The organism is Bacillota bacterium (genome assembly GCA_013178045.1).
Lineage (GTDB): Bacteria > Bacillota > Ch66 > Ch66 > Ch66 > Ch66.
The window spans coordinates 22,394-43,214 of sequence record JABLXP010000002.1 but is presented as its reverse complement, the minus strand read 5'-3'; the positions used below and the strand labels follow the sequence as shown (position 1 = coordinate 43,214).

Sequence of the window (20,821 nt, the reverse complement as noted above, 5' to 3'; positions counted from 1 at the left end):
TGATCCCCTTTGAAATTTTATTTTCGTCCCTCTGCCGGAGCCACAATCGCATGGAGGTCGGCCCTTTCTTTCGCCCAGTGCGGAGACCGCGGCTTGGTCCATGGACCAACCCGCAGTGGCCACTGCTGCCGAATCGTTGCGACAATCCCCTCTGGCGTCAATCCGTACTGGGTCCGCAAGACCTCGATTGGCCCGTGCTCAACAAACTCGTCAGGTATACCCAAGTTGATGACCTTGACTTCGCTATGCTGTTTCCTGGCCAGCAATTCCAGAACCGCGCTACCAAACCCACCCGCGAGTACATGCTCTTCCAGGGTCACCAGGTGTTTCGTCTGCCGGGCCAGGCGCAAAATTAATTCTTCATCAAGTGGTTTAATGAAACGGACGTTCACTACCGCCACCTTTACTCCTTGTTCCCGCAGCCGGTTAGCCGCCTCCAGGGCGGTATAAACAAGGGGGCCAACTGCCAGAATTGTTATATCGGTTCCGTCGCACAGCAACTCCGCTTGACCGATCGGCAGGTTCCTGAGTTTTTCCTCAAGCTGTACCCCCACTCCCGTACCACGGGGATAGCGGATGGCGATTGGCCCGTCATAGCCAACAGCCGTTTTTAACATGTGCTGTAACTCATTTTCATCCTTGGGAGCCATCACCACCATATTGGGGATATGCCTGAGATACGCCAGGTCAAAGAGCCCCTGGTGGGTCGCTCCATCTTCACCTACCAGGCCGGCGCGGTCAATGGCAAATACTACCGGCAGTTTCTGCAGGCAAACATCATGCAAGACCTGGTCATAGGCCCGCTGCAAGAAGGTGGAATAGATGGCCACCACCGGCCGAAAGCCGTCTCTGGCCAGACCAGCTGACATCGTGACCGCATGTTGTTCCGCAATGCCCACATCAAAGAAACGCTGGGGAAACTGACGGGCGAAACCGTTCAAACCAGTTCCATCTGGCATGGCGGCAGTAACAGCCAGCAAACGCTCATCATCTCTGGCTAAGCGGATCAGGGTCTCGCCAAATACCTGGGTGTAGGTGGGCGGCGCATTCTTTTTTATCGACTGGCCGGTGCCCACATCAAAAGGTCCAATACCGTGGAATTTATCCGGATTAGTTTCGGCCGGGGGGTAGCCTTTACCTTTCTTGGTTAAAACATGAATTAAAACTGGCCCACTGGTCGCTTTGGCGTTTTGCAGGACCGATTTCATCGAGGCTAAATTATGTCCATCAATTGGACCAAGATAGGTAAAGCCCAGTTCTTCAAAAATCATGCCCGGCACAACCAGATACTTTAAAGTATCCTTGAGCTTTTCCGCTAATTTGACCATGGTTGGACCGATAGCTGGAATCCGCCTGAGCAGTGATTCGACTTCTTCTTTACCTTTAAAGTACATCGGGTCAGTCCGCATCTTGGTAAGATAACTGGACAAGGCACCAACATTACTGGCGATCGACATCTCGTTGTCATTAAGCACGACAATCAGGTTAGTATGTAAGTGGCCGGCGTAATTGAGCGCTTCGAAGGCCATGCCACCGGTCAGCGCCCCATCCCCAATGATCGCTACCACGTGATGCTTTTCCCGCTTCAGATCACGCGCCAATGCCATCCCAACCGCGGCGGAAATCGAGGTAGAACTGTGCCCCGTTTCAAAGACGTCGTGTTCACTCTCCCGCTGCTTAGGAAAACCACTCAGTCCCTGGTACTGCCGGAGCGTCGAAAAAGTTTCTCGTCGTCCGGTCAGCAGCTTGTGAATGTAGCTCTGGTGACCCACGTCCCAGATCAGCCGGTCACGTGGGGAGTCAAACACCAGGTGCAAAGCCAAAGTTAGTTCAACAACTCCCAGATTGGGAGCCAGGTGTCCCCCGTTTTTCGCGACGGTTTCAATCAACACCGTGCGGATCTCTTTAGCCAACTGGTTTAGTTCACCCAGGGATAATCGTTTAAGATCTGCTGGACTGTTAATTCGTTCGAGCAGTTGGGTCACCCCGGTCACCTTCTCTCGTATTGAACATACGTTTACTGTCATCGTCACCAAATACAAACATTTTATTCGTTAAAAGTTATTGTTCCCGCTCGAGGATAAAAATTGCCAGATCGCGCAGGAAATCGGCCCGTTCGTCGAATATGGTCAGACTGTTCAGGGCCCGCGAAATACAGTCCTGCGCCATCTGTCGTGATTGGTCCACACCAAACAGGGCGGGGTAGGTCGCTTTCTGATTCCGCACATCGCTCCCCACGGGTTTGCCCAGTACAGCCATATCACCGGTCAGGTCAAGAATATCATCGGTAATTTGAAAAGCCAGACCGAACTCTTCCGCGTATCTGGTCAGAGCCACTAGCTGGACTGATGAAGCCCGGGCTAAAATCGCCCCGGCACGTACCGCGGCGCGGATTAGGGCCCCCGTTTTATGCCGGTGCATATACTCCAGGGTTTTGATTTCCGGTGGCTGATTTTCTGACTGGATGTCCACCACCTGTCCCCCGATCATGCCCTGCGTACCGGCTCCGGTGCTGATTTCTCGGATAATCTGCAGCACATCTGCTGCCCGAACTCCCGGATATTCGGCATTACGCGCGATCAGGTCAAAGGCCAGGGTAAGCAGGGCATCACCAGCCAGGATCGCTATCGCCTCACCATAAACTTTGTGACAGGTTAGCCGTCCCCGCCGATAATCATCGTTGTCCATTGCCGGGAGATCATCATGAATCAAAGAATAAGTATGAATAAGTTCTAACGCACAGGCCGTTGGCAGTACCAGATCGCTGGGGTGGCCTAAGGCTTCCGCCGCCGCCATGGTTAAAGTGGGGCGCAGCCTTTTTCCGCCGGCAAACAGGCTGTAGCGCATCGCCTGATGGATCACCGTGGGATAGGTTTGCTCCGCTGGCACCAGCTCCTCCAAAGCCGCATTAACTAATCTGGCTTTTTCGGCCAGACGACGGGGTAAATCCTGATAGGCTGGAGATTTTGGCCAGCTCATTATTCCTCAGCTCCTTCAGTTAAACTTCCGACCACCTTTAAGTTCCCCTTGTTCAGCGTCTGAAGAAGGACTTCGACCTTACCCTCAGCCGCCTGCAGCCTCTGGTGGCAAATCCGCACCAAACCAATCCCTTCCTCAAAGCAGCAGAGCGCTTCGTCCAGGGATAACTCGCCGCTTTCCAGTTGTTCAACCAACCGTTCCAGCCGGCCAATCGCTTCCTCAAATGATGGTTCACTCGCCAGACCGCTTACATGTTTTTCTGGCACCATGGCTCCTCCTTCACTTCCTCAACCTTACAGATTAAACCTCCCCGGTGCAAAATCACTTCTACCCTACCGCCTACCGCGGTCTGATGACTGGCCCGTATAATTGTCTGAGAGTAGTAATCACGGCAAATCGAGTATCCCCGGCTTAATATTCCCAGCGGACTCAAGGCTTCCAGACGTCCCGTCAATACCTTTAGTATAGCACCTTTCCGTGCCAAAAAACCAGCCATATTTGACCGCAATTGACGTTCCAAATGAGTTAATTGCTGCCGCTGCTGCTTTACCGTTTGCTGCAAGACCAGGCTGGCCTGGTTGGCCAGGGAGATTAAATTTTGCCTTTGTTTAGCCAACTGCCAGCGTATCCCTCGCCCCAACCGTATCTGGAGATCCGTCAGCCGTGCGTACAAATCAGTGATATTGGGTACCACCAACTCCGCCGCCGCAGATGGCGTCGGCGCCCGGCAGTCAGCCACCCAATCAGCGATGGTGTAATCGGTTTCATGCCCAACGGCGGAAATGACCGGGACGCGGGATTGAAAAATGGCTCGCGCCACTTCTTCGGTGTTAAACGCCCACAGTTCCTCTAAAGACCCCCCACCTCGCCCGACAATGATTACTTCCACGTCAGGCAGTTCATTAAGTCGGGCCAGACCGCCGGCGATTTGCGCCGGCGCCAGTTCTCCCTGGACTGCAGCCGGGGCGACTACGATGTCAACCCCGGGACAGCGCCGCCGGATGATGGTGAGCATATCCTGCAGTACCGCCCCCTGCGGGGAAGTTACAATGCCAATCTTGCGGGGCAGCCAGGGTAAAGGGCGTTTGCGGGCAGGTTCGAATAACCCCTCCTCGCTCAACCTTTGTTTGAGCTGCTGAAATGCGATAAATAAAGCACCTACCCCATCGGGCTGCAATTCTTCCAGGTACAGCTGGTACTGGCCGTCCCGCTCAAAAACCGCCACGTAACCGCGAGCCAGAACGCGCATCCCATTCTGCGGTGCAAAAGTTAGACGAGCGGCGCGAGACCGAAACATTACGCACCGCATGGTACTGGTGCTGTCTTTGAGGGTCAGGTACAGGTGCCCAGAAGAATGCAGCCGGAGGTTAGAGACCTCACCCCGGACCCAGACATTTTGCAGAAGGGGATCCTGCTCCATTAAGCTGGCCAGGTAACTCGTTAGTTCCCCCACGCTGAAAATCCGCCTCGTTAACACTGTTGTTTGGCCGCCTCCACGGTATTCTTCAATAACATCGCGATCGTCATCGGCCCAACGCCACCCGGAACCGGCGTGATCCATCCCGCTACCTCAACGGCACTGGTGAAATCAACATCCCCCACCAGCCGGCCGTCGGGCAGACGGTTTATGCCGACATCAATGACCACCGCCCCGGGCTTGAGCATTTCGCCCGTCACCAGACCCGGCTGACCAACCGCCACCACCACGACATCGGCTGACCGAACTTCCGCCGCCAGATCCCTGGTCCGGGAATGACAAATGGTCACCGTCGCATGGCGCGACAGCAACAACACCGCCATCGGCTTGCCGACAATATTGCTCCGGCCAATGACAACCGCTTTTTTCCCCGTCAAGTCGCAGCCAATCCGGTCGAGTAATTCCAAACAGCCGAGGGGAGTACAGGGTCTTAAGCCGGGTTCGCCAATCATCAATTTTCCCACATTTACTGGATGAAAACCATCTACATCCTTGTCCGGCCGAATACGCTTCAGAATTGCCTGCTCATCGATGTGAGCTGGAGGGGGTGACTGAACCAGTATCCCGTGAATCTGGGGATCCCGGTTTAATTCATCGATCAGGTTCAGCAGTTCAGTCTGTGTGCTAGCCACCGGCAGCCGGTAGCTGCGCGAATACAAACCTACCTCCGCACAGGCTCGCTCTTTTAAACGAACATAAACCTGAGAGGCGGGGTCCTCGCCAACCAGAACCACCGCCAGACCGGGAGTGATTCCACGCTCTTTTAGTTCGGCCACTTCTTGTTTAAGACTATTTCTAATCTCCTGGGCAATCTTTTTCCCATCAATTATCTGTGCTGCCAAATTGTATCCCCCTTCTTCAGAATTATTGCTAATACTTTATGTACGTACCACAGAGGGCAACCCCGACCGCGTTATCTGTGCTGTACCTTGGGTCGGTAAAATAAAGCTTCATCCCCACCGCTGGGTGACTGAGCCGTTCGGTTAAACGCTGGCGCAGGTAGTGGTTGGCCGCCACCCCGCCCACCAGTATGGCCGCAGTTAGTCCAAGCTGCTCCCTGGCCCGCCGGAGCACTTTTTCCAGGGTCTTTACCAGACAGGCTTCTACCGCCCGGGCCACCAGCGGTCCCGGGACGCCGCGATCCAGCAGACGCTCCGCGGCAGCGGCCGGCCCGGCAAAACTGAAATCATATCCCCGCACCGCCGAGGGCAATCGCACCAACGGTTCGCCCTCCGCCTGGGCCGCCAGTTTCTCCAGGGCGGCGCCGGCAGGAAAGCTTAAACCCAGCCGTACCCCAAGACGGTCAACAAACTGGCCGGCGTGGAGGTCGTTACTCTGCCCCAGTCGGTCGATGGCAAACACCTGGTCCTGGCTGCTGGCCCGGCCCACCACTAGTAATTCGGAAGTTCCGCCGGACAGATGCACGGCCAGAAACTTTTCCTCTCGGGGACCTTGGGCCGACCAGATCCCAGCCGCCAGGTGACCCTCCTGATGGCTGACCATTATTGGGGTAACTTTCAGAGCGGCCGCCAGACTGCGGGCCAAACCCGCTCCCACGGTAAAGACCGGCATGTACGAATCCGCTACTGGCCTGGGCCGGCCACTGGCGACAACCCGCACTATTTGCCGGGGATCAACCTGCCGGCTCATCCGCTCGACGAGGTCAGGCAGATTCTGCACATGCTGAAAGACAGCTTCTGACTGTCTCAGCCCCCGTAACCCGGCCGGAACCTTCAGAAGCTGTCTCTCATCGAACCAAACCTTCTGTTCGGAATCAATCACCGCCACCGAAGTGGTGTAAGCACTGGTGTCAATGCCAACGATCAGTTCCATGTCAATCTTCTCTACTCTCCACGAGTTTGCCCAGAATCCCGTTAACAAATCGGCCTGAATCTCCTCCTCCGAACTTCTTGGCCACTTCAATGGCTTCGTTGATTGCCACGTTGTTGGGCACTTCCGGCACATACAAGATCTCATAGATCGCCAACCGGAGAATGTTGCGGTCCACTTTCGCCATGCGGTCCAAATTCCATTCCCGGGACAGCTCCTTGATCACCTGGTCAATTTCCCTCAGGTGTTTAAGGGCACCCCGCACAAGGGTCACCGCGAACTCACTGGCCGGCTCGGACAGCGGGAATTCTGTCAAGACGTGCTCAATAGCGGCTTCGGGGCTAGCCTGGCCAACATCAATCTGAAACAAGATCTGTAAAGCCGTTTCTCTCGCCCGGCGTCTTGTCAAGAATGTTGCCTCCTTTAAAACTCTGGGTGTTTTTATTAGTTTAGTGATCACGCCAGACCCGCGACATCATCTCACGCAGATCTCCTTTATCATCAATACGTTTGCCAATCAGATAGCCGCCGGCCATACAAAGGGAAATGAACAGGGCCTTGAAGAAGCCGTAAGAGATAATTAGAATACCCAGGATAAAACCAACCAATATCCCCAGCGCTTTTCCTCGATGCTTTTCCACGATATCAATCAATAATTTCTCCCACATGGTGATCACCACCTACTCTACTCTTGCGTTGACATCGTATGTAATATTATCCACTAGGACCTTTATTTCTAACACTTCGGTCCCCACAATCTCCCGTAAATATTTACGGACATTATTCTGAATCTGCTCCGCCACCTCAGGGACGTTGACTTCGGGGATCAGGATCACGCGAAGTAAAACAGCCACCCCATGCTCCAACGGCCGGACCAAGGGCTTGACTTCCCGTACTCCCCGGACCTGACGCACGGCTTTGCGCACGACATTTTCCAGGGCAGTAATGCTGGTCCGCACCTGCCCCATGGCGGTCTCATGAACAATCGCCTCAACTGGCTCGCTGTACCGCAGACTGTCAAAGAATAAAATCAGGCCAATAAGTAAGATGGCTCCGCTGACCAGGCCGGCCACCCAGCGCCCGTTCGGATCGGCAACCGTAGTCAACAGATATTCCAGCGGGAAGATCCAGCCAAATATCTGCAGGATAACTACCCCGGCGGCGGCAATCAGCAGAATTGAACAGAGGGCCACTACGATACGGTCTCTGAGCTTCACCTTTTCATCACCTCACCAGCTGCATGCATAACCCCCTGGATGTTCAGGGGGTTACGATTAATGTTCAGACTCAACTATTTGACACGCGGTTCGTCCTCTTTAGCCTCACCCTGATGCATGGCTACACCTTGCACATGAACATTGGCCTCGACAACCGTTAGCCCGGTCATCGATTCGATCGCTCGCTTGACGTTCTCTTGAATTTTCAGGGCGACATCAGGAATCCGGACCCCAAAATCAACAATCACAAACAAGTCTACCGCCGCTTCCTTCTCTCCAACTTCCACTTTAACCCCTTTGGACAGGTTCTTGCGGCCAAGCATCTCCGCGATGCCGCCGGCTATTCCGCCACTCATCCCGGCGACCCCTTCCACTTCGGTAGCCGCCAATCCAGCAATAATGGCCACAACTTCGTCGGCGATCCTGATCGACCCGATATTAGTCCGTTCGTGTTCTTCCATCACAATACCCCCATATTTTTAATATGGGCTTCTAGCCCTAGGATAACCCGTTATCTGGTCTTGTATGCATATTATACCAAAAATTAGTTCTTAGTGTCTACAATACTGGGCGAAATATATAGGTACACAAAATATATAAGTCAACAAAAAAAGGACCGGCGATCACCGGTCCTGCACAATTGATTGTTTGTATTGTTTCTCCCTACTTGTGGACTACCTGGCCGCCGCTCGATCTTCGAAGAATTTCCTGGCTACCAGCGGGAAAAGGGCATACGAAAGGACGTCTTCCTCGCTCTTGGCCAGGTCGCCAATTTCGGCTTTCATCTGCTCCCACTTGGGTTCCAGCAAATCTGCTGGCCGGCACTCAATCGCAGGATGATTCTTCAAGATCTTCTTTTTGAGTTCTTCATTAATAACGCCAGGCACCTTACCATAGTAACCCTGCACGTATTTCCGCACTTCCCCAATGATCATCTTGTAACGGGCACCCATCAAGACATTGACTACCGCCTGGGTCCCAACCAACTGGCTGGTTGGCGTCACTAGCGGCGGAAAACCAAGGTCTGCACGCACCCGCGGAATTTCCGCCAACACCTCGTTCAGGCGATGTAAGGCCTTCTGTTCTTCTAACTGCGAAACCAGATTGGAGATCATGCCCCCCGGCACCTGGTGTTCGAACACCTGCATATCCGAGATCCGTGTTGTCCCGCGGTCAAAACCTCGCTGTTTGCGGACCTCGTCAAAGTAGTTAGCGATCTCGAAGAGTTGGGTGAAATTCAAGCCAGTATCGCGACCACTGTCCTGCATCACCCGGACCACCGTCTCCACTGGCGGTTGAGAAGAACCAAATGCCAAAGGAACCGAGGCGGTGTCAACAACATCAACACCTGCTTCCGCCGCCTTAACATAGGTTGCAATCGCCATTCCACCAACATAATGGGTATGTAATTGCACGGGGATGCTGAGCTTTTCTTTCAAGGCTTTGATCAACTCGTAAGCAGCAAACGGCGCCAGCAAACCCGCCATGTCCTTTATACAGATTGAATCGGCGCCCAGGTCCTGCAGCTTTAACGCCGTTTCCTCATAGTGATCAAGGGTGTGGACCGGACTGATGGTATAGACAACCGAAGCCTGCACGTGTTTCCCCGTCTTCTTCGCGCACTCCATAGCCTTTTGCAGGTTCCGGATATCGTTGAGCGCGTCAAAAATACGGAAAATGTCGATGCCGTTCTCCGCCGCTTTAGCCACAAAACGTTCGACAATGTCATCCGGGTAATGGGAATATCCTACCAGCGACTGCCCCCGCAGCAGCATTTGCAACGGGGTCTTCTTGACGTGCTTCTTGATTGTGCGCAGTCTCTCCCACGGGTCTTCATTCAAAAAGCGCAGGCACACGTCAAAAGTCGCCCCGCCCCAGACCTCCAGGGAATGATAACCCACCGCGTCGATCTTTTCCAGGATTGGCAGCATTTCCTCGATTTTCATCCGGGTTGCCCACAAACTCTGGTGTCCGTCCCGCAAAGTGGTATCGGTGATCTTTAAAGCTTTCATTTCTGCTCCCCCTTTTACAGCAATTCGCACCTGGAAAGATACTTCCAGGATAAGGAAACTCAGGCTATTAACTGGTACAGCCTGAGCCGAAGGCTGGATTATACATAATCCTCGCCACTGATAATTAATATATATTATATTTATTTCCGCTCTAAATGGCAACAATAACTTCCCAGGTATACAATATTTTGCCTTAACCCTTGGGGATGATGACAACCTGCTCTGGTTTGCAACTGGTTGTCCGACAAACCAGGTCAGAGATTCTGGTCACCTCTTCCGGGGTTAGACTTTTCGCCAGAACCACCACGGTAACGTTATTCGGCTGCAACATGGCCACCGCATCCCGAAATCCTTTGGCCATGAGCAGGTTCTCCAGTTCCATTTCCTTTTGCAGCGAATTGGTGAGATTAATCATTTTCTGCTGAGCGTCCCGGCGGTTTTCCGTGGTTGAACTGGGGTTGTTGATCACCTCCCGCAGGATTTCCACCTGCTGGCTACGGATCCGGTCGCGCTCCAGCCGGTATTCGGCAAAAAACTCCGGCCCGTTATTCTTGGCACTCACCCCGACCGCCGCCACCGGAATATCAGCCGGCTGTCCCGCTGAAGCAATACTCCCACCAACCGAGGTAGGCGGGGTGGTGGCCGGCGGCGGTACCGGGTTTGGTTGACCCGCGGGCTTGTTCGTAATGCTCCACGCGGGCAGAGTAACATAGATGTGCTGATAACCCAGATAGATGAAAAGGAGACCGGCTAAAGACAGGAGAAAAAGTTTGATCGATTGTTTCCGGATCACCAGGGTTGACATAGTGTCCACCTACCTTTCTTTTTTCGGCAAAATCTTAATTTTGTAGGCTGGTATATCCAGCACCGTTTGCACGGCATGAGTCAACTCCTCCCGCACGCGGGCGTCTCTGGCACCCGTTGCCACCACCAGCACACCCTTGATCAACGGCCGCATTTCCTTCACCACCAGCGGCTGCTGTTTCCCGGTATCTACCTGCTGCACCAGGACCAGTTGGCCGTCTTCATTGCGTTCCGTCGTGGTCCGGGTGCCTCCCCGTTCATCCTTTTCCGTGATCTCCCGCTTGTCAGTTTTCTGGTTAACCGCATACTGGTATTCCGGCCCCGAAGCCAGGGTGACGGAAACCGAGACATCGCCAATACCATCGATCTGCTGCAGGACCTGGCTCAAACGCAGCTCCAGCCAATTTTCCAGCGAGGCCACATCTGATGTGGGTGTTGACTTGACCTGAGTTTTGGCTGGTGATACGGGTTGGGCTGGCGCCGGAGTAGCTTCGTTTTTCGGCCACGTGTTGGCCACCAGAATCAGCAGCAGGCCCAGGACGCCAATTAAGACGAAAGGAGTTAGGGAAGATCTGGCTGGCTGGCTCGTTTTGCACCAGGGTCCACCACGTTCTGTTCCACCTTTCAACAATTCCACCAGGTTGGGTAGTTTAAGCAATTACCTTCACCTCCGTAAGTTATTTTATTTAAAGATCACCTCGATTTGTTCGAGCTTCAGGCCGTAGAAATTGGCCACCGTCTGCTGTAACTGCGTTTTTAATGCCCCCTGGACAGCGAAGGCCGGCGGCTGTTTGGGCGGCTCTGGCTGGCCTCCTGCCCCCTGGCTGACTTGAATCTCCACCGGTTCCACCAGTCCCCGGCCCGGCTGGTTTTTTGCCAGCTGATTCTCCCTGGCACCAGCACTGACCAGTAAAACGATGTGCTCAATCGCGCCGTACCGGCCAGTTTTCTGGTCACAGCAAACATTAACCCGGGCCTCTACCTGGTCTATCCCGCGCACAAGCCTGGCCACGGCTTCAACCTGTTGGGCCAGGCGCTTTTCATATTCTCGAACCGCTGTGGTTTGCGTCTCCCGGCGAAAAGACTCCGCCCTGGTCATGATTGTCTGCCAGGATTGGCCAAAGTCCTGTTCATGGTACCGCCAGGCATTCACTTCAAACGCCACCGGCCGCTTCAGGAGGGAGCCAACCGGCCCCAGGACCGTCACAATTACGAAAAGCCCCATCACCACCTTGACAAAGCTCTTCATGTTGCTGTTCGGCAACAGCATTTCCAGGAAACTGGCCAGCAACACGATGATCGCAATTTCTCGAACCAGATCCCGAATTACCTCCATGTCTTCACCTACCTTAACATCACCGTCAGGTTCGCCGTGCCGATGATGATCGTGATGGCCACGAAAAACATCAGTCCAACCCCGGACACTACAGCAAACACCAGGACCAGGTAACTGCCCATGGTTTCCAGAGCCTCCGCAATCTGCGCATCACCCAGCGGCTGAACCAGCGCGGCCGCAATTTTATACACCAGGGTAATGGCGAAAATCTTAAGCACGGGGAAGGTGCAGAGAAGAAAAATAATGACCAGTCCCACAATCCCAACCGCATTTTTCAGCAGCAAAGAGTAACTGACAACCGTTTCCAGCGCATCAGAAAATATCCCCCCGACTACTGGCACAAAGGTGTCAGTCGCGAACTTGGCTGTTCGTAAGGTCACACTGTCAGCCACTGAGCCGATTGCCCCTTGAATAGTAAGGATCCCGATGAAAATCGTTAACATCAGCCCAATACAGATGACACTGAGTTCTTTAAACAGGCCGGCCAGCCGGGAAACCTTGAACCTTTCTGATAACTGGCTGACAATACTCAAAATTGCGCCAAAAAAGATCAAGGGAAAGATGACGTTCTTGAGGATGACGCTGATGACGCTAAGGGAACCCATGATAAACGGGTGAAACACCGCCGCTGAGGTCATCCCCCCCACAGCCACCAGCAGGGTCAGAAGAATCGGTAGCAATGCCAACACGAAGCCGACCATGCGGTCAATCGCTTCACGACCGATCCCGACCGCTAGGCTGAAGGAACCCAGAGCGATGGTAAACAACACTAAATAGCAGGCGGCGTGAGCAAACTTCCCCGTGGTTCCTTTATCAAAAGCGCTTTGTAGGTTTTGTAGGACGGCACACACTACCGCCAGGACAACCAACTTACCCAGCAAAGCGGAATTAGCAATCAGCTCCTCGATAAAATATTTGCCAATCCCAGCGAGAACAGTTTTCAAGTCCCAACTGAATCGACCGTTTTTCAAGTCATCAATCATTTGGCGGAAACTGAACTTAGGCAAATAATTACCCATCTCGCGGTCGATTTCGTTGATAACTTTTTCCACCTGGGAAAAATCTAATTTCTGGATTTGCTGCTCCAGGATCTGGGCCGAAGCCGCCGGCTGACTATCGGCCGTTAAAGCCAGACCGCTGGATGGCCAAGCCCAGAGGGAAAAAAGGAAAAGCAATAAAAAAATCTTTTTCATAAATCACTCACCTTATGGTAGCAGCCGGATCAGAGACTCCAGAATCGCCACGATAATCGGGACAGCCAGCATCATCACAATAATTTTGGCCGCAAACTCTACCTTAGCCGCTACCGCACCTTCCCCGGCATCCCGGCAGACCTGGGCGCCGAATTCAGCAATATAGGCGACGCCAATAATCTTTAAAATAGTAGATATATAGAAAACATTGACGTTGGCCCGCTCGGTCAATTCCGACATAACATCAACCACGGCGGAAATTTTGCCAATCATCAAGATGAAGACCAGAGCGCCAAAGGCAATGCTAATCTGGACCGCCAGTTCCGGCCGTTGCTGGCGAAGGAGAACAGTCAAAATGGTGACAACTAAAGCCAGACCAACAATCTGCAGGATTTCCAAAGGCCCCACCCCTTAATAGAGGTTAAAAACAGACTTGACCATGGTAAACAATTGAGTGATCAATTGAACAACCATGATCAATACCACGACCACGCCGGCCAGGGTAAGCATTTGGGCCTGTTCCTCTTTGTTCGCCTGCTTGAGCACGATGTTCAGGACAGAAATCAAGATCCCCAGTCCCGCGATTTTAAAAATGAGATCGGTGTTCATTTCTTTTCTCCTTTCACCAGTAAGCTAATAAATGAGAATGACTAGCAGCATCCCGACCAAAAATCCCGCATACCGCCAAAGCGTCTCGTTTCTTGCGCGCTCTTCTTCGGCCTGCCCTTGTTGTTGCTTCAATTGCTGGTAAGCCAGCTGGATGCTTTTCCGCTGTTCCTCCTTGTTCGTTCCTCCCAGGGTATGGCCAAAAGTAAACAAAATCTCCAGATCGGCCGGCCGCAGAGCAGAATTAAGTTGAAGCTTTTTCAGTGCCTCCTGCCATGCTTCGGTGGCGGTATAACCCTTACGGGTTCTGAGCAGTTGGGCAACTTCAGAAAACAGACCGGCGACTGGTGGTCCCACACACTTTCCCACCTTGACAACCGCGTCCGGCAGTGGTGTGGATGCATAACCGATCTCCGTGTCCAGGAGCTGTAACGCCGCCTGTAAATCTCTGAGCTGCCCCGGGCGTTGTTGATATTCTCTGGAAATGGTCAGCCCGATCATTCCGCTCGCCACCACCACCAGGGCTGCTCCCAACACCTTCAGCAAAGCCATCACCCCCTTTCTCACAATCGGTCAAGCGTTATCCAGATAAGGTTTTCAGCGATTTCGCATCAATAACCGCTTCCACCGTGCCGGCACCCCGCCGCCGGCTGAGAATAACATAGCGTTCAAAAATCCGCTGGCCCAGGAGCGAACGCAGGGCAGGGCGCTGTTCTAGTTCAGCCAAACTCCTCCCGTGAACAGTCGTCACCAGGGTAATTCCCGCGCTCAAAATGTCTTCGATGGCTGAGACATCCTGCGCCCGGCCGATTTCATCGGTGGCGATTATCTGGGGGGACATGGACCGAATGACCATCACCATCCCCTCCGCCTTCGGACAGTTATCCAGCACATCTGTCCGTATCCCCACATCATGCTGCGGCACACCTTCATAGCAGCCCGCGATTTCCGACCGCTCATCCACTACGGCAACATTTACCCCCGGGAAATTTAGCCGCGGCACTCCATTGCTCATCTGCCGGATGATGTCTCGCAACAGAGTCGTCTTGCCGCACTGCGGGGGTGAAATAATCAGGGTATGATATGGTCTGGCCTCACCTGGGGAAAGTAAAAATGGCATCACCGGGTCAGCTGCCCCGATCACCTGACGGGCAATCCGAAAGTTTAGGCCGGCGATATGTTTGAGAGTTTTAATCCTACCTTTATCCATCACCACGCGACCAACCAAACCAATGCGGTGTCCACCGCGGACGGTAATATAGCCATTACGGAACTCCTCTTCCAGGGCATACACCGAACTGTTGCTGAGCAGTTGCAAAGTTTTGTGCATATCCTCCGCGCTCACGCGGTAACTGCGCTCAAGATCAGGGCTTAGCCGACCGTCCGGCAACAGCCCCAGGTCATGCTGACCAACGCGCAGGATCAGGGGACGGGACTGGCGCAAGCGAATCTCCTCCAGTTCGTCCACTACCCGCTCTGGAAGTTGTCCCACGAGCTGGCGAATTTCTGGCGCCAGCATGCTCAAGACCTGTTCCTGAAACCGGGAGAGAAAAATTTTTGCTTTAACCGAGCGGATTGTCTGGGAAGAACTGGTGAATAGTCCGATGCTCATCGATTGCCCCCTCCCTTATCTTCTCTTATATAGATATTGTTGGTATACCAGTTTTATGCCAAATGAAAACAAAAGAGAGGCTTTTCCTAACCTCTCCGCGCTAAAACCATTAATCTTATTTTCATTGCGTTTTAACAATTTCTAGATGTCAACAGTCCGCTTAACCCGGTCCTCAACCTCGTTATCGATGACCGCGTGGTTAAAGTCAAATGAACCGTCATTGACGAACACGACCTCATCGCAGTTGGGGCAGGTGACTTCAATCACATCGTCATCCTCCACAATATCAGCCTCAAAGTAGACCACGTCGTGGCACCGCGGACATTCCACTTCAATGTATTCCTCCTCATCGTCCAGGTCAGCGCCACCAGTCTCCAGGTCGTAGAGATCCTCATCAATGCTTTCGATGTAATTTTCCAGTTCATGGTGGGCCTCCCAAAGGTGATCGAGACTGCTCACCACATCTTCCAATACATCGATCATGTTGGTGAGGATTTGTCCTTCCTTGGTAGCCGGGCTGAGCTCAAGCCCCTTAGACAGGCCCTGGAGGTAAGCCACCTTCTCTTTTAACTCATGCACAATTTAAACCCCCTTTGGTAGTACTTTCGTCAGGCAGCAATGTAGCTAAAATTATTATGCCTCTACCAAAGGAGAATTAAACACAGAAAAATTACGCCCGTTCGATGTACAGTCCAGTACGGGTATCAATCCGCAGCTTGTCGCCGACGTTGATAAAGAAGGGCACCTGGACCACCGCGCCAGTTTCTAGGACCGCTGGTTTCGAGCCCCCCGAAGCCGTATCACCCTTAATTCCCGGCTCCGTCTCTACCACTTCCAGCTCAACAAAGTTGGGCAGCTCAACCCCGATAATTGTCCCCTGGAAAAACAGGACGTACAGGGTCATGTTCTCTTTAAGGTACTTGATAGCGTCCTCCAGCTGCTTCTTATCCATGGTGATCTGTTCATAGTTCTCGTTGTCCATAAAGACGTAGTTTTCGCCGTCATTGTAGAGGTACTGCATCTCTCGCCGATCCAGGCGGGCCCGCGGGAGTTTTTCACCCGCGCGGAAGGTTTTTTCCACGACAGCGCCGGTTTTGACGTTCTTCAACTTAGAGCGAACAAAAGCCGCTCCTTTGCCTGGTTTCACGTGCTGGAAGTCCGTGACCACCCAGACCTCTCCCTCAAGTTCAATGGTTAGACCGGTGCGAAAATCGTTGGTTGAAATCATTTGTTCTTTTTGCCCCCCCTCAACGTTTAAACCATGATGAGTTCTTTAGTCAACTGGGTGATGACCTCGGCTCCCTGCTCGCGAACCACCACCAGGTCCTCGATTCGTACCCCGCCCCACCCAGGCAAGTAAATCCCTGGCTCAACGGTTAACACCATGCCTGACGCCAGGACTGTCTCATCTTTGGCCGCCAGACGCGGTTCTTCGTGCACAACTTTGCCCACGCCGTGCCCCAGCGAGTGGCCAAAATACTGTCCATAACCGTGGTCTTCGATAATCGCCCGGGCCACCCGGTCAACTTCGTTCGCCCGTACGCCCGGCCGGATTGCCCTTACCCCGGCTGCCTGCGCCTCACGCACGATGGCGTAGATTTCGCGCTGCTTGCGACTCGGCTCACCAACCACTACCGTCCGGGTACAGTCTGAACAGTATCCACGGTATACCGCACCAAAATCAAACGTCACGAAATCACCGGCATTAAGCTGGCGATTGGTTGCGGTTCCGTGCGGTAGTGAAGAGCGCGGACCCGATGCCACAATTGTTTCAAAAGCCATCCCCGCGGCCCCCTCCCGGCGCATCAGGTATTCCAGTTCTACCGCCAGATCCAGTTCCCGTACCCCGGGCTTGACTAACGAGAGGATTCGGGTGAAGGCACGGTCAGCCAGATTGGCCGCCGCCCGGATCAGGTCAATTTCCATTGGTTCCTTGACTAAGCGGAGCCTTTCTACCAGACCCGCGCTGGCCCGGAGTTGGACGCCCCTCATCCTCTCCGTATACTCGGTATACTGCTGATATGTAACATAATCGGGTTCAAACCCGAGTTGTTCAATTTTTTCTTCCGCGGCCAGAGCCGCGATGATCTCTACGAGCGGACCATTGTGCTGGATAACCAGCCAGCCTTCCGTCTCCAGCTGGGCCTGCTCGGTGTAGCGAAAATCAGTGATGACAAACGCCTTATCGCTGGTCACCAGCAGGGCCCCATCCGAGCCGGTAAAACCGCTGAGATACACCCTGTTTTCCGGCCGCATCACCAGCAGGGCATCCAAAGCCGCCGGCTGCAGCAGTTCACGCAACCGTGTCAGTCGGTTATGGGTCGTCGACAGGCGGCTCACCTCCCGCGGTGCGTTCTAAATATTTCGCTGCTGCCACCAAAGCCAGTTCGTAACTCAACTGGCCCAAACCGCTGATCTGACCCAAAACCACCGGGGCAATGACCGAACGGTGCCGGAACTCCTCCCGGGCGTAAATGTTAGACAAATGCACCTCAATCGCCGGTAGACTGACGGCGCTTAGCGCGTCGCGCAGGGCCAGGCTGTAGTGCGTCAGCGCCCCAGGGTTGATGATGATCAGGTCAATTCGCCCACGGGCGGCATGAATGGTATCGATCAATTCGCCCTCGTGATTTGACTGAAATATCTCCAGCTCAAGCCCATGCTTTTTGGCCACCTTGACTAGAACCTGATTAAGCTCAGCCAAAGTGATTTGACCATAAACATGGGTTTCGCGGGTCCCCAGCAGATTAAGGTTGGGGCCATGTATTACCAGAACCCTCGGCACATCAGTCACCTCAAAATGTATTCTACCATAGTCTGGCCAATTTTGTCAGCGGGGTGTGCTCTACGACCCACTGACCGTCATTTTCGCCACCCGGCATGTTGGGGCGCCCCGACCGCCGAAAAACGTCAGGTCGCTGGCGACGGCGTCGATAGACGCCAGGAGGTCCAGGATATTACCCGCAATAGCCACTCCCCGTACCGGGTAAGCCAGTTGCCCATTCTCGATCCACAGGCCGGCCGCTCCCACCGAGAAATCACCCGAGATCGGATTGGCGGTGTGCATCCCCATCACTTCGGTGACGTACAGACCGCTGGCGATGTCCTTGAGCAGTTCTTCTACCGAAAGCTCACCAGGAAGGATATAGAAGTTAGTCGTCCCGATCTCCGGGGTGCCCTTATACGAGCTACGCATCCCGTTACCCGTCGAGACTACTCCGTCTTTCGCCGCTGTGTAGGTATTGTGCAAAAAACCCTTCAACTGTCCCCGTTCAATTAAAACAGTGCGCGCCGTTGGCACGCCTTCGCCGTCGAAAGGCGATGAGGCAATCCCATCAGGCAGCATGCCATCGTCAATCAGGGTAATTTTGTCTGAACCAACCAATTGATTAACCTTGCCCGCAAACAACGATTTGCCTTTTTGCACAGCCTCAGCGCTCAAAGCCGGGGCTAAAATCCCCAGGAAGTTGGTTGCCACGTACGGATCGAAAACCACCGGCACCTTCTGCGTGTTGATCTTTTTGGCCCCCAGCATACGCACCGCTTTTTCAGCCGCCTCCTGGCCGATTTGCGTGGCGTTCAGGTCCCGAAACTTGCGCCGGTACTGCATCCCAAAGCCGGTCTGGTTATCCCCGTTTTCCTCGGCCACCACCATCAAATATGCGCCGCAGTAGGCGCCCCGGTAGGACACGTTCAGACCGTAAGAATTGACGATGGTAACGTAATATTCACTGTCTTCGTAACCGGCTTTTTCCGTGATCTTGACCCGGGGGTCATACTGCCGGCCAATCCTTTCGATCTGTCTGGTGAGCTCGATCTTGTGCTCAACTGGAACCGAATTGATCTGCGGGTCATAGAGGTCAAGGGCCGGATATTTTGGCGCCGGTTTGGGCAGAACATTGCCGTCATCGACTGTGGATTGGCGTGAATTGGCCAGGGCTTCGTCAATGATCTGGTCAATCTGCGCGGGATTCAAGTCGGCTGTATAAGCAAATCCCATGCGCCCATCTTTGAAAATCCGCACACCTAGACCGCGCTCTTCCGCCATTTTCAAAGTTTCAACCACCTGGTTGCTGACTTCGATCAACAGTTCTTTAGAACTGGCCAAAAAGGCTTCCGACATTGAGGCCCCGCGTTGCTGGGCCTTCTCGATCACTTGTTGGGCAATAATCTGAAACTGCTGCCCGTCCATTATCTTCACTCCCTAGTCCAGAATCCCGCCAACGATCAGTTCAGGAATCCGAATCGTTGGCTGCGCGTCTGAAACTGGCACCCCCTGACCATCCTTGCCACACGTCCCAATCGTAAATCCCAGGTCCTGGCCAACCATATCGATAATTTGTAAGACCTCCGGGCCGTTTCCGGTGAGAGTGGCCCCACGGACGGGTGCTCCGATCTGGCCGTCCTGAATAAGGTAGCCCTCAGCCACATCGAAGACAAAGTCTCCGTTAACGGTGTTGACCTGGCCGCCACCCATCTTTTTGACCAGCAACCCGTTCTGCGTTTCTTTGATGATCTTCTCCGGGTCAGTTTTACCCGGCGCGATCAGGGTGTTGGTCATGCGCGGAATCGGCTTATCGTGAAATGATTCCCGCCGCCCGTTGCCAGTCGATTCGCGCTGTTCTTTCCTTGAGGTCAGCAGATCGTACATAAAGTCCTTGAGAATCCCCCGGTCGATCAAAACTGTTTTCTGACCGGGTGTGCCTTCGTCGTCAAAGCGTAACGAACCATATTGGCCAGGCAAAGTAGCGTCATCGATTACCGTGACCACATCAGCCGCCACCGGTTGTCCCAATTTGCCGGCGTAAACCGATAACTGTTTTTGGATGTGGTCAGCCTCTAAGCCATGGCCGCAGGCCTCATGAACCATGGTCCCGCCGGCCTCGCCGGCCATAACCACAGCCATTTTCCCCGCTGGCGCCGGTTTCGCCGACAACAGCATCACCGCTCGCTTCGCAGCTGTCTCCGCCAGAGTAAGGGTCGCGTCATGGTCAAACAACTCAAACCCAATGTGACCGCCCAGGGCCTCGTAACCCGTTTGGATAGATGTTCCTTCGACCGCCACGGCATTGACCACAAACCGCGTGCGGATCCGTTCATCCTCGACATACGTGCCCTCACTGTTGGCGATCACCACCTCTTGAATGACATCGCCATAGGACACGCCAACCTGTTTAATCCGGCCATCGACCATCCGGGCCACGCGGTTCGCCTCGGCTACCAGTTCAACTTTTTTTTCGATCATGACTTCATCCGGCCGCTGTTTGATCTCAAACGGCGGAACCACCCTGGCCTTCCGCAGGTCCAGCTTCACTTCCTTCTTTTCACCCGTGGCCGCGTGGCTGGCAATCCGGGCGGCATTGCTTAAGTCTTCCCTGGTGAGGTTGTTGGTATAGGCATAAGCCGTGTTCTCCCCGGACAAGACACGAATACCTGCGCCGATATCCAACCCGGTATTCACCCGTTCAATCTTGTTGTCTTCACAGAAGATAGCAGTTGTCCGTTTGCGCTCGACAAAAATATCGGCGAAATCGCCGCCATTGGCTAAGGCAATGGTCAAAACTTCCTGCAGGTCATCTTTGGCGATCAACCATACTTCACTCCTACCGGCATATTTTGGGTGGTCAATTTTCTTGTTCGACATTAACATTAAGGGGCACACCCCTTAATAATCCCTTCGTCCAGGAAACTTATCCACAGTAAGCGTTTAAGCATAGTTTCCAAGACGACAAAAAAGACTTCCAGCATGTGCTTT

General features: G+C 53.6%; 23 protein-coding genes and 2 pseudogenes. All 25 read right to left on the bottom strand.

The features are described from left to right. Positions 1-17: 17 nt before the first annotated feature. Positions 18-1,985 (bottom strand): 1-deoxy-D-xylulose-5-phosphate synthase, encoded by a 1,968-nt coding sequence (locus HPY81_01955; GenBank protein ID NPV26224.1) that lies wholly within the window; start codon positions 1,983-1,985, stop codon positions 18-20. A gap of 76 nt (positions 1,986-2,061) precedes the next feature. Then, positions 2,062-2,979: a polyprenyl synthetase family protein gene (locus HPY81_01950; GenBank protein ID NPV26223.1), complete on the bottom strand. Its 918-nt coding sequence runs from the start codon at positions 2,977-2,979 to the stop codon at positions 2,062-2,064. Further along, positions 2,979-3,248, bottom strand: coding sequence for an exodeoxyribonuclease VII small subunit (locus tag HPY81_01945; GenBank protein NPV26222.1), 270 nt, complete (start codon positions 3,246-3,248; stop codon positions 2,979-2,981). Before HPY81_01945 ends, HPY81_01950 begins: the two co-directional genes overlap by 1 nt. Continuing rightward, positions 3,227-4,540: an exodeoxyribonuclease VII large subunit gene (gene xseA, locus HPY81_01940; protein NPV26221.1), complete on the bottom strand. Its 1,314-nt coding sequence runs from the start codon at positions 4,538-4,540 to the stop codon at positions 3,227-3,229. Before xseA ends, HPY81_01945 begins: the two co-directional genes overlap by 22 nt. After that, the gene (gene folD, locus HPY81_01935; GenBank protein ID NPV26220.1) at positions 4,450-5,298 is read right to left on the bottom strand and encodes a bifunctional methylenetetrahydrofolate dehydrogenase/methenyltetrahydrofolate cyclohydrolase FolD; all 849 of its coding nucleotides are present in this window, start codon (positions 5,296-5,298) and stop codon (positions 4,450-4,452) included. Before folD ends, xseA begins: the two co-directional genes overlap by 91 nt. 28 nt (positions 5,299-5,326) lie before the next feature. Continuing rightward, on the bottom strand, positions 5,327-6,289 hold the full coding sequence (locus HPY81_01930) for an O-sialoglycoprotein endopeptidase (GenBank protein ID NPV26219.1): 963 nt from the start codon (positions 6,287-6,289) through the stop codon (positions 5,327-5,329). A 1-nt stretch (position 6,290) separates the two neighbouring features. Continuing rightward, positions 6,291-6,695: a transcription antitermination factor NusB gene (gene nusB / locus HPY81_01925; GenBank protein NPV26218.1), complete on the bottom strand. Its 405-nt coding sequence runs from the start codon at positions 6,693-6,695 to the stop codon at positions 6,291-6,293. Between the two features lie 40 nt (positions 6,696-6,735). Next, positions 6,736-6,954, bottom strand: coding sequence for a DUF2273 domain-containing protein (locus HPY81_01920; GenBank protein NPV26217.1), 219 nt, complete (start codon positions 6,952-6,954; stop codon positions 6,736-6,738). 12 nt (positions 6,955-6,966) lie between these two features. Further along, positions 6,967-7,503 (bottom strand): alkaline shock response membrane anchor protein AmaP, encoded by a 537-nt coding sequence (gene amaP / locus HPY81_01915; protein NPV26216.1) that lies wholly within the window; start codon positions 7,501-7,503, stop codon positions 6,967-6,969. Between the two features lie 74 nt (positions 7,504-7,577). After that, a complete protein-coding gene (locus HPY81_01910; protein NPV26215.1) occupies positions 7,578-7,964 on the bottom strand; it encodes an Asp23/Gls24 family envelope stress response protein in 387 nt (128 codons plus the stop codon). A 213-nt stretch (positions 7,965-8,177) separates the two neighbouring features. Beyond that, a complete protein-coding gene (locus tag HPY81_01905; GenBank protein NPV26214.1) occupies positions 8,178-9,515 on the bottom strand; it encodes a pyruvate/oxaloacetate carboxyltransferase in 1,338 nt (445 codons plus the stop codon). A gap of 193 nt (positions 9,516-9,708) precedes the next feature. Then, positions 9,709-10,320 (bottom strand): SpoIIIAH-like family protein, encoded by a 612-nt coding sequence (locus tag HPY81_01900; protein ID NPV26213.1) that lies wholly within the window; start codon positions 10,318-10,320, stop codon positions 9,709-9,711. A 9-nt stretch (positions 10,321-10,329) separates the two neighbouring features. Continuing rightward, positions 10,330-10,977, bottom strand: a complete 648-nt coding sequence (gene spoIIIAG, locus HPY81_01895; GenBank protein ID NPV26212.1) for a stage III sporulation protein AG — start codon at positions 10,975-10,977, stop codon at positions 10,330-10,332. A gap of 24 nt (positions 10,978-11,001) precedes the next feature. After that, positions 11,002-11,655, bottom strand: coding sequence for a stage III sporulation protein AF (gene spoIIIAF / locus HPY81_01890; protein ID NPV26211.1), 654 nt, complete (start codon positions 11,653-11,655; stop codon positions 11,002-11,004). Positions 11,656-11,663: 8 nt separating this feature from the next. Continuing rightward, a complete protein-coding gene (gene spoIIIAE, locus HPY81_01885; protein ID NPV26210.1) occupies positions 11,664-12,848 on the bottom strand; it encodes a stage III sporulation protein AE in 1,185 nt (394 codons plus the stop codon). Positions 12,849-12,860: 12 nt separating this feature from the next. Next, positions 12,861-13,247 carry a stage III sporulation protein AD gene (gene spoIIIAD, locus HPY81_01880; protein NPV26209.1) on the bottom strand — a complete coding sequence of 129 codons (387 nt, stop codon included), beginning with the start codon at positions 13,245-13,247 and terminating at the stop codon, positions 12,861-12,863. 12 nt (positions 13,248-13,259) lie between these two features. Beyond that, positions 13,260-13,457, bottom strand: coding sequence for a stage III sporulation protein AC (gene spoIIIAC, locus HPY81_01875; GenBank protein NPV26208.1), 198 nt, complete (start codon positions 13,455-13,457; stop codon positions 13,260-13,262). A gap of 24 nt (positions 13,458-13,481) precedes the next feature. Next, complete coding sequence (gene spoIIIAB / locus HPY81_01870) at positions 13,482-14,000, bottom strand: stage III sporulation protein AB (protein ID NPV26207.1); 519 nt, start codon at positions 13,998-14,000, stop codon at positions 13,482-13,484. Between the two features lie 34 nt (positions 14,001-14,034). Continuing rightward, positions 14,035-15,066: a stage III sporulation protein AA gene (gene spoIIIAA / locus HPY81_01865; protein ID NPV26206.1), complete on the bottom strand. Its 1,032-nt coding sequence runs from the start codon at positions 15,064-15,066 to the stop codon at positions 14,035-14,037. Positions 15,067-15,270: 204 nt separating this feature from the next. Continuing rightward, positions 15,271-15,645: pseudogene (locus HPY81_01860) on the bottom strand (AraC family transcriptional regulator). A gap of 91 nt (positions 15,646-15,736) precedes the next feature. Beyond that, positions 15,737-16,294, bottom strand: coding sequence for an elongation factor P (gene efp, locus HPY81_01855; protein ID NPV26205.1), 558 nt, complete (start codon positions 16,292-16,294; stop codon positions 15,737-15,739). 26 nt (positions 16,295-16,320) lie between these two features. Further along, positions 16,321-17,379 (bottom strand): annotated as a pseudogene (locus tag HPY81_01850) (aminopeptidase P family protein). A 1-nt stretch (position 17,380) separates the two neighbouring features. Continuing rightward, positions 17,381-17,851 (bottom strand): type II 3-dehydroquinate dehydratase, encoded by a 471-nt coding sequence (aroQ, locus tag HPY81_01845; GenBank protein NPV26204.1) that lies wholly within the window; start codon positions 17,849-17,851, stop codon positions 17,381-17,383. Positions 17,852-17,911: 60 nt separating this feature from the next. Then, positions 17,912-19,261, bottom strand: a complete 1,350-nt coding sequence (locus HPY81_01840) for a TldD/PmbA family protein (GenBank protein NPV26203.1) — start codon at positions 19,259-19,261, stop codon at positions 17,912-17,914. A 9-nt stretch (positions 19,262-19,270) separates the two neighbouring features. Next, positions 19,271-20,656 carry a TldD/PmbA family protein gene (locus HPY81_01835; protein ID NPV26202.1) on the bottom strand — a complete coding sequence of 462 codons (1,386 nt, stop codon included), beginning with the start codon at positions 20,654-20,656 and terminating at the stop codon, positions 19,271-19,273. Positions 20,657-20,821 lie beyond the last annotated feature (165 nt).

Bases quoted from the DNA above. Each gene is read 5' to 3' on its own strand.
- HPY81_01950 (NPV26223.1), bottom strand. From the start codon at position 2,979: ATGAGCTGGCCAAAATCTCCAGCCTATCAGGATTTACCCCGTCGTCTG.
- HPY81_01945 (NPV26222.1), bottom strand. From the start codon at position 3,248: ATGGTGCCAGAAAAACATGTAAGCGGTCTGGCGAGTGAACCATCATTT.
- xseA (NPV26221.1), bottom strand. From the start codon at position 4,540: ATGGATCACGCCGGTTCCGGGTGGCGTTGGGCCGATGACGATCGCGAT.
- HPY81_01930 (NPV26219.1), bottom strand. From the start codon at position 6,289: ATGGAACTGATCGTTGGCATTGACACCAGTGCTTACACCACTTCGGTG.
- HPY81_01920 (NPV26217.1), bottom strand. From the start codon at position 6,954: ATGTGGGAGAAATTATTGATTGATATCGTGGAAAAGCATCGAGGAAAA.
- HPY81_01910 (NPV26215.1), bottom strand. From the start codon at position 7,964: ATGGAAGAACACGAACGGACTAATATCGGGTCGATCAGGATCGCCGAC.
- HPY81_01905 (NPV26214.1), bottom strand. From the start codon at position 9,515: ATGAAAGCTTTAAAGATCACCGATACCACTTTGCGGGACGGACACCAG.
- HPY81_01900 (NPV26213.1), bottom strand. From the start codon at position 10,320: ATGTCAACCCTGGTGATCCGGAAACAATCGATCAAACTTTTTCTCCTG.
- spoIIIAF (NPV26211.1), bottom strand. From the start codon at position 11,655: ATGGAGGTAATTCGGGATCTGGTTCGAGAAATTGCGATCATCGTGTTG.
- spoIIIAE (NPV26210.1), bottom strand. From the start codon at position 12,848: ATGAAAAAGATTTTTTTATTGCTTTTCCTTTTTTCCCTCTGGGCTTGG.
- spoIIIAC (NPV26208.1), bottom strand. From the start codon at position 13,457: ATGAACACCGATCTCATTTTTAAAATCGCGGGACTGGGGATCTTGATT.
- spoIIIAA (NPV26206.1), bottom strand. From the start codon at position 15,066: ATGAGCATCGGACTATTCACCAGTTCTTCCCAGACAATCCGCTCGGTT.
- efp (NPV26205.1), bottom strand. From the start codon at position 16,294: ATGATTTCAACCAACGATTTTCGCACCGGTCTAACCATTGAACTTGAG.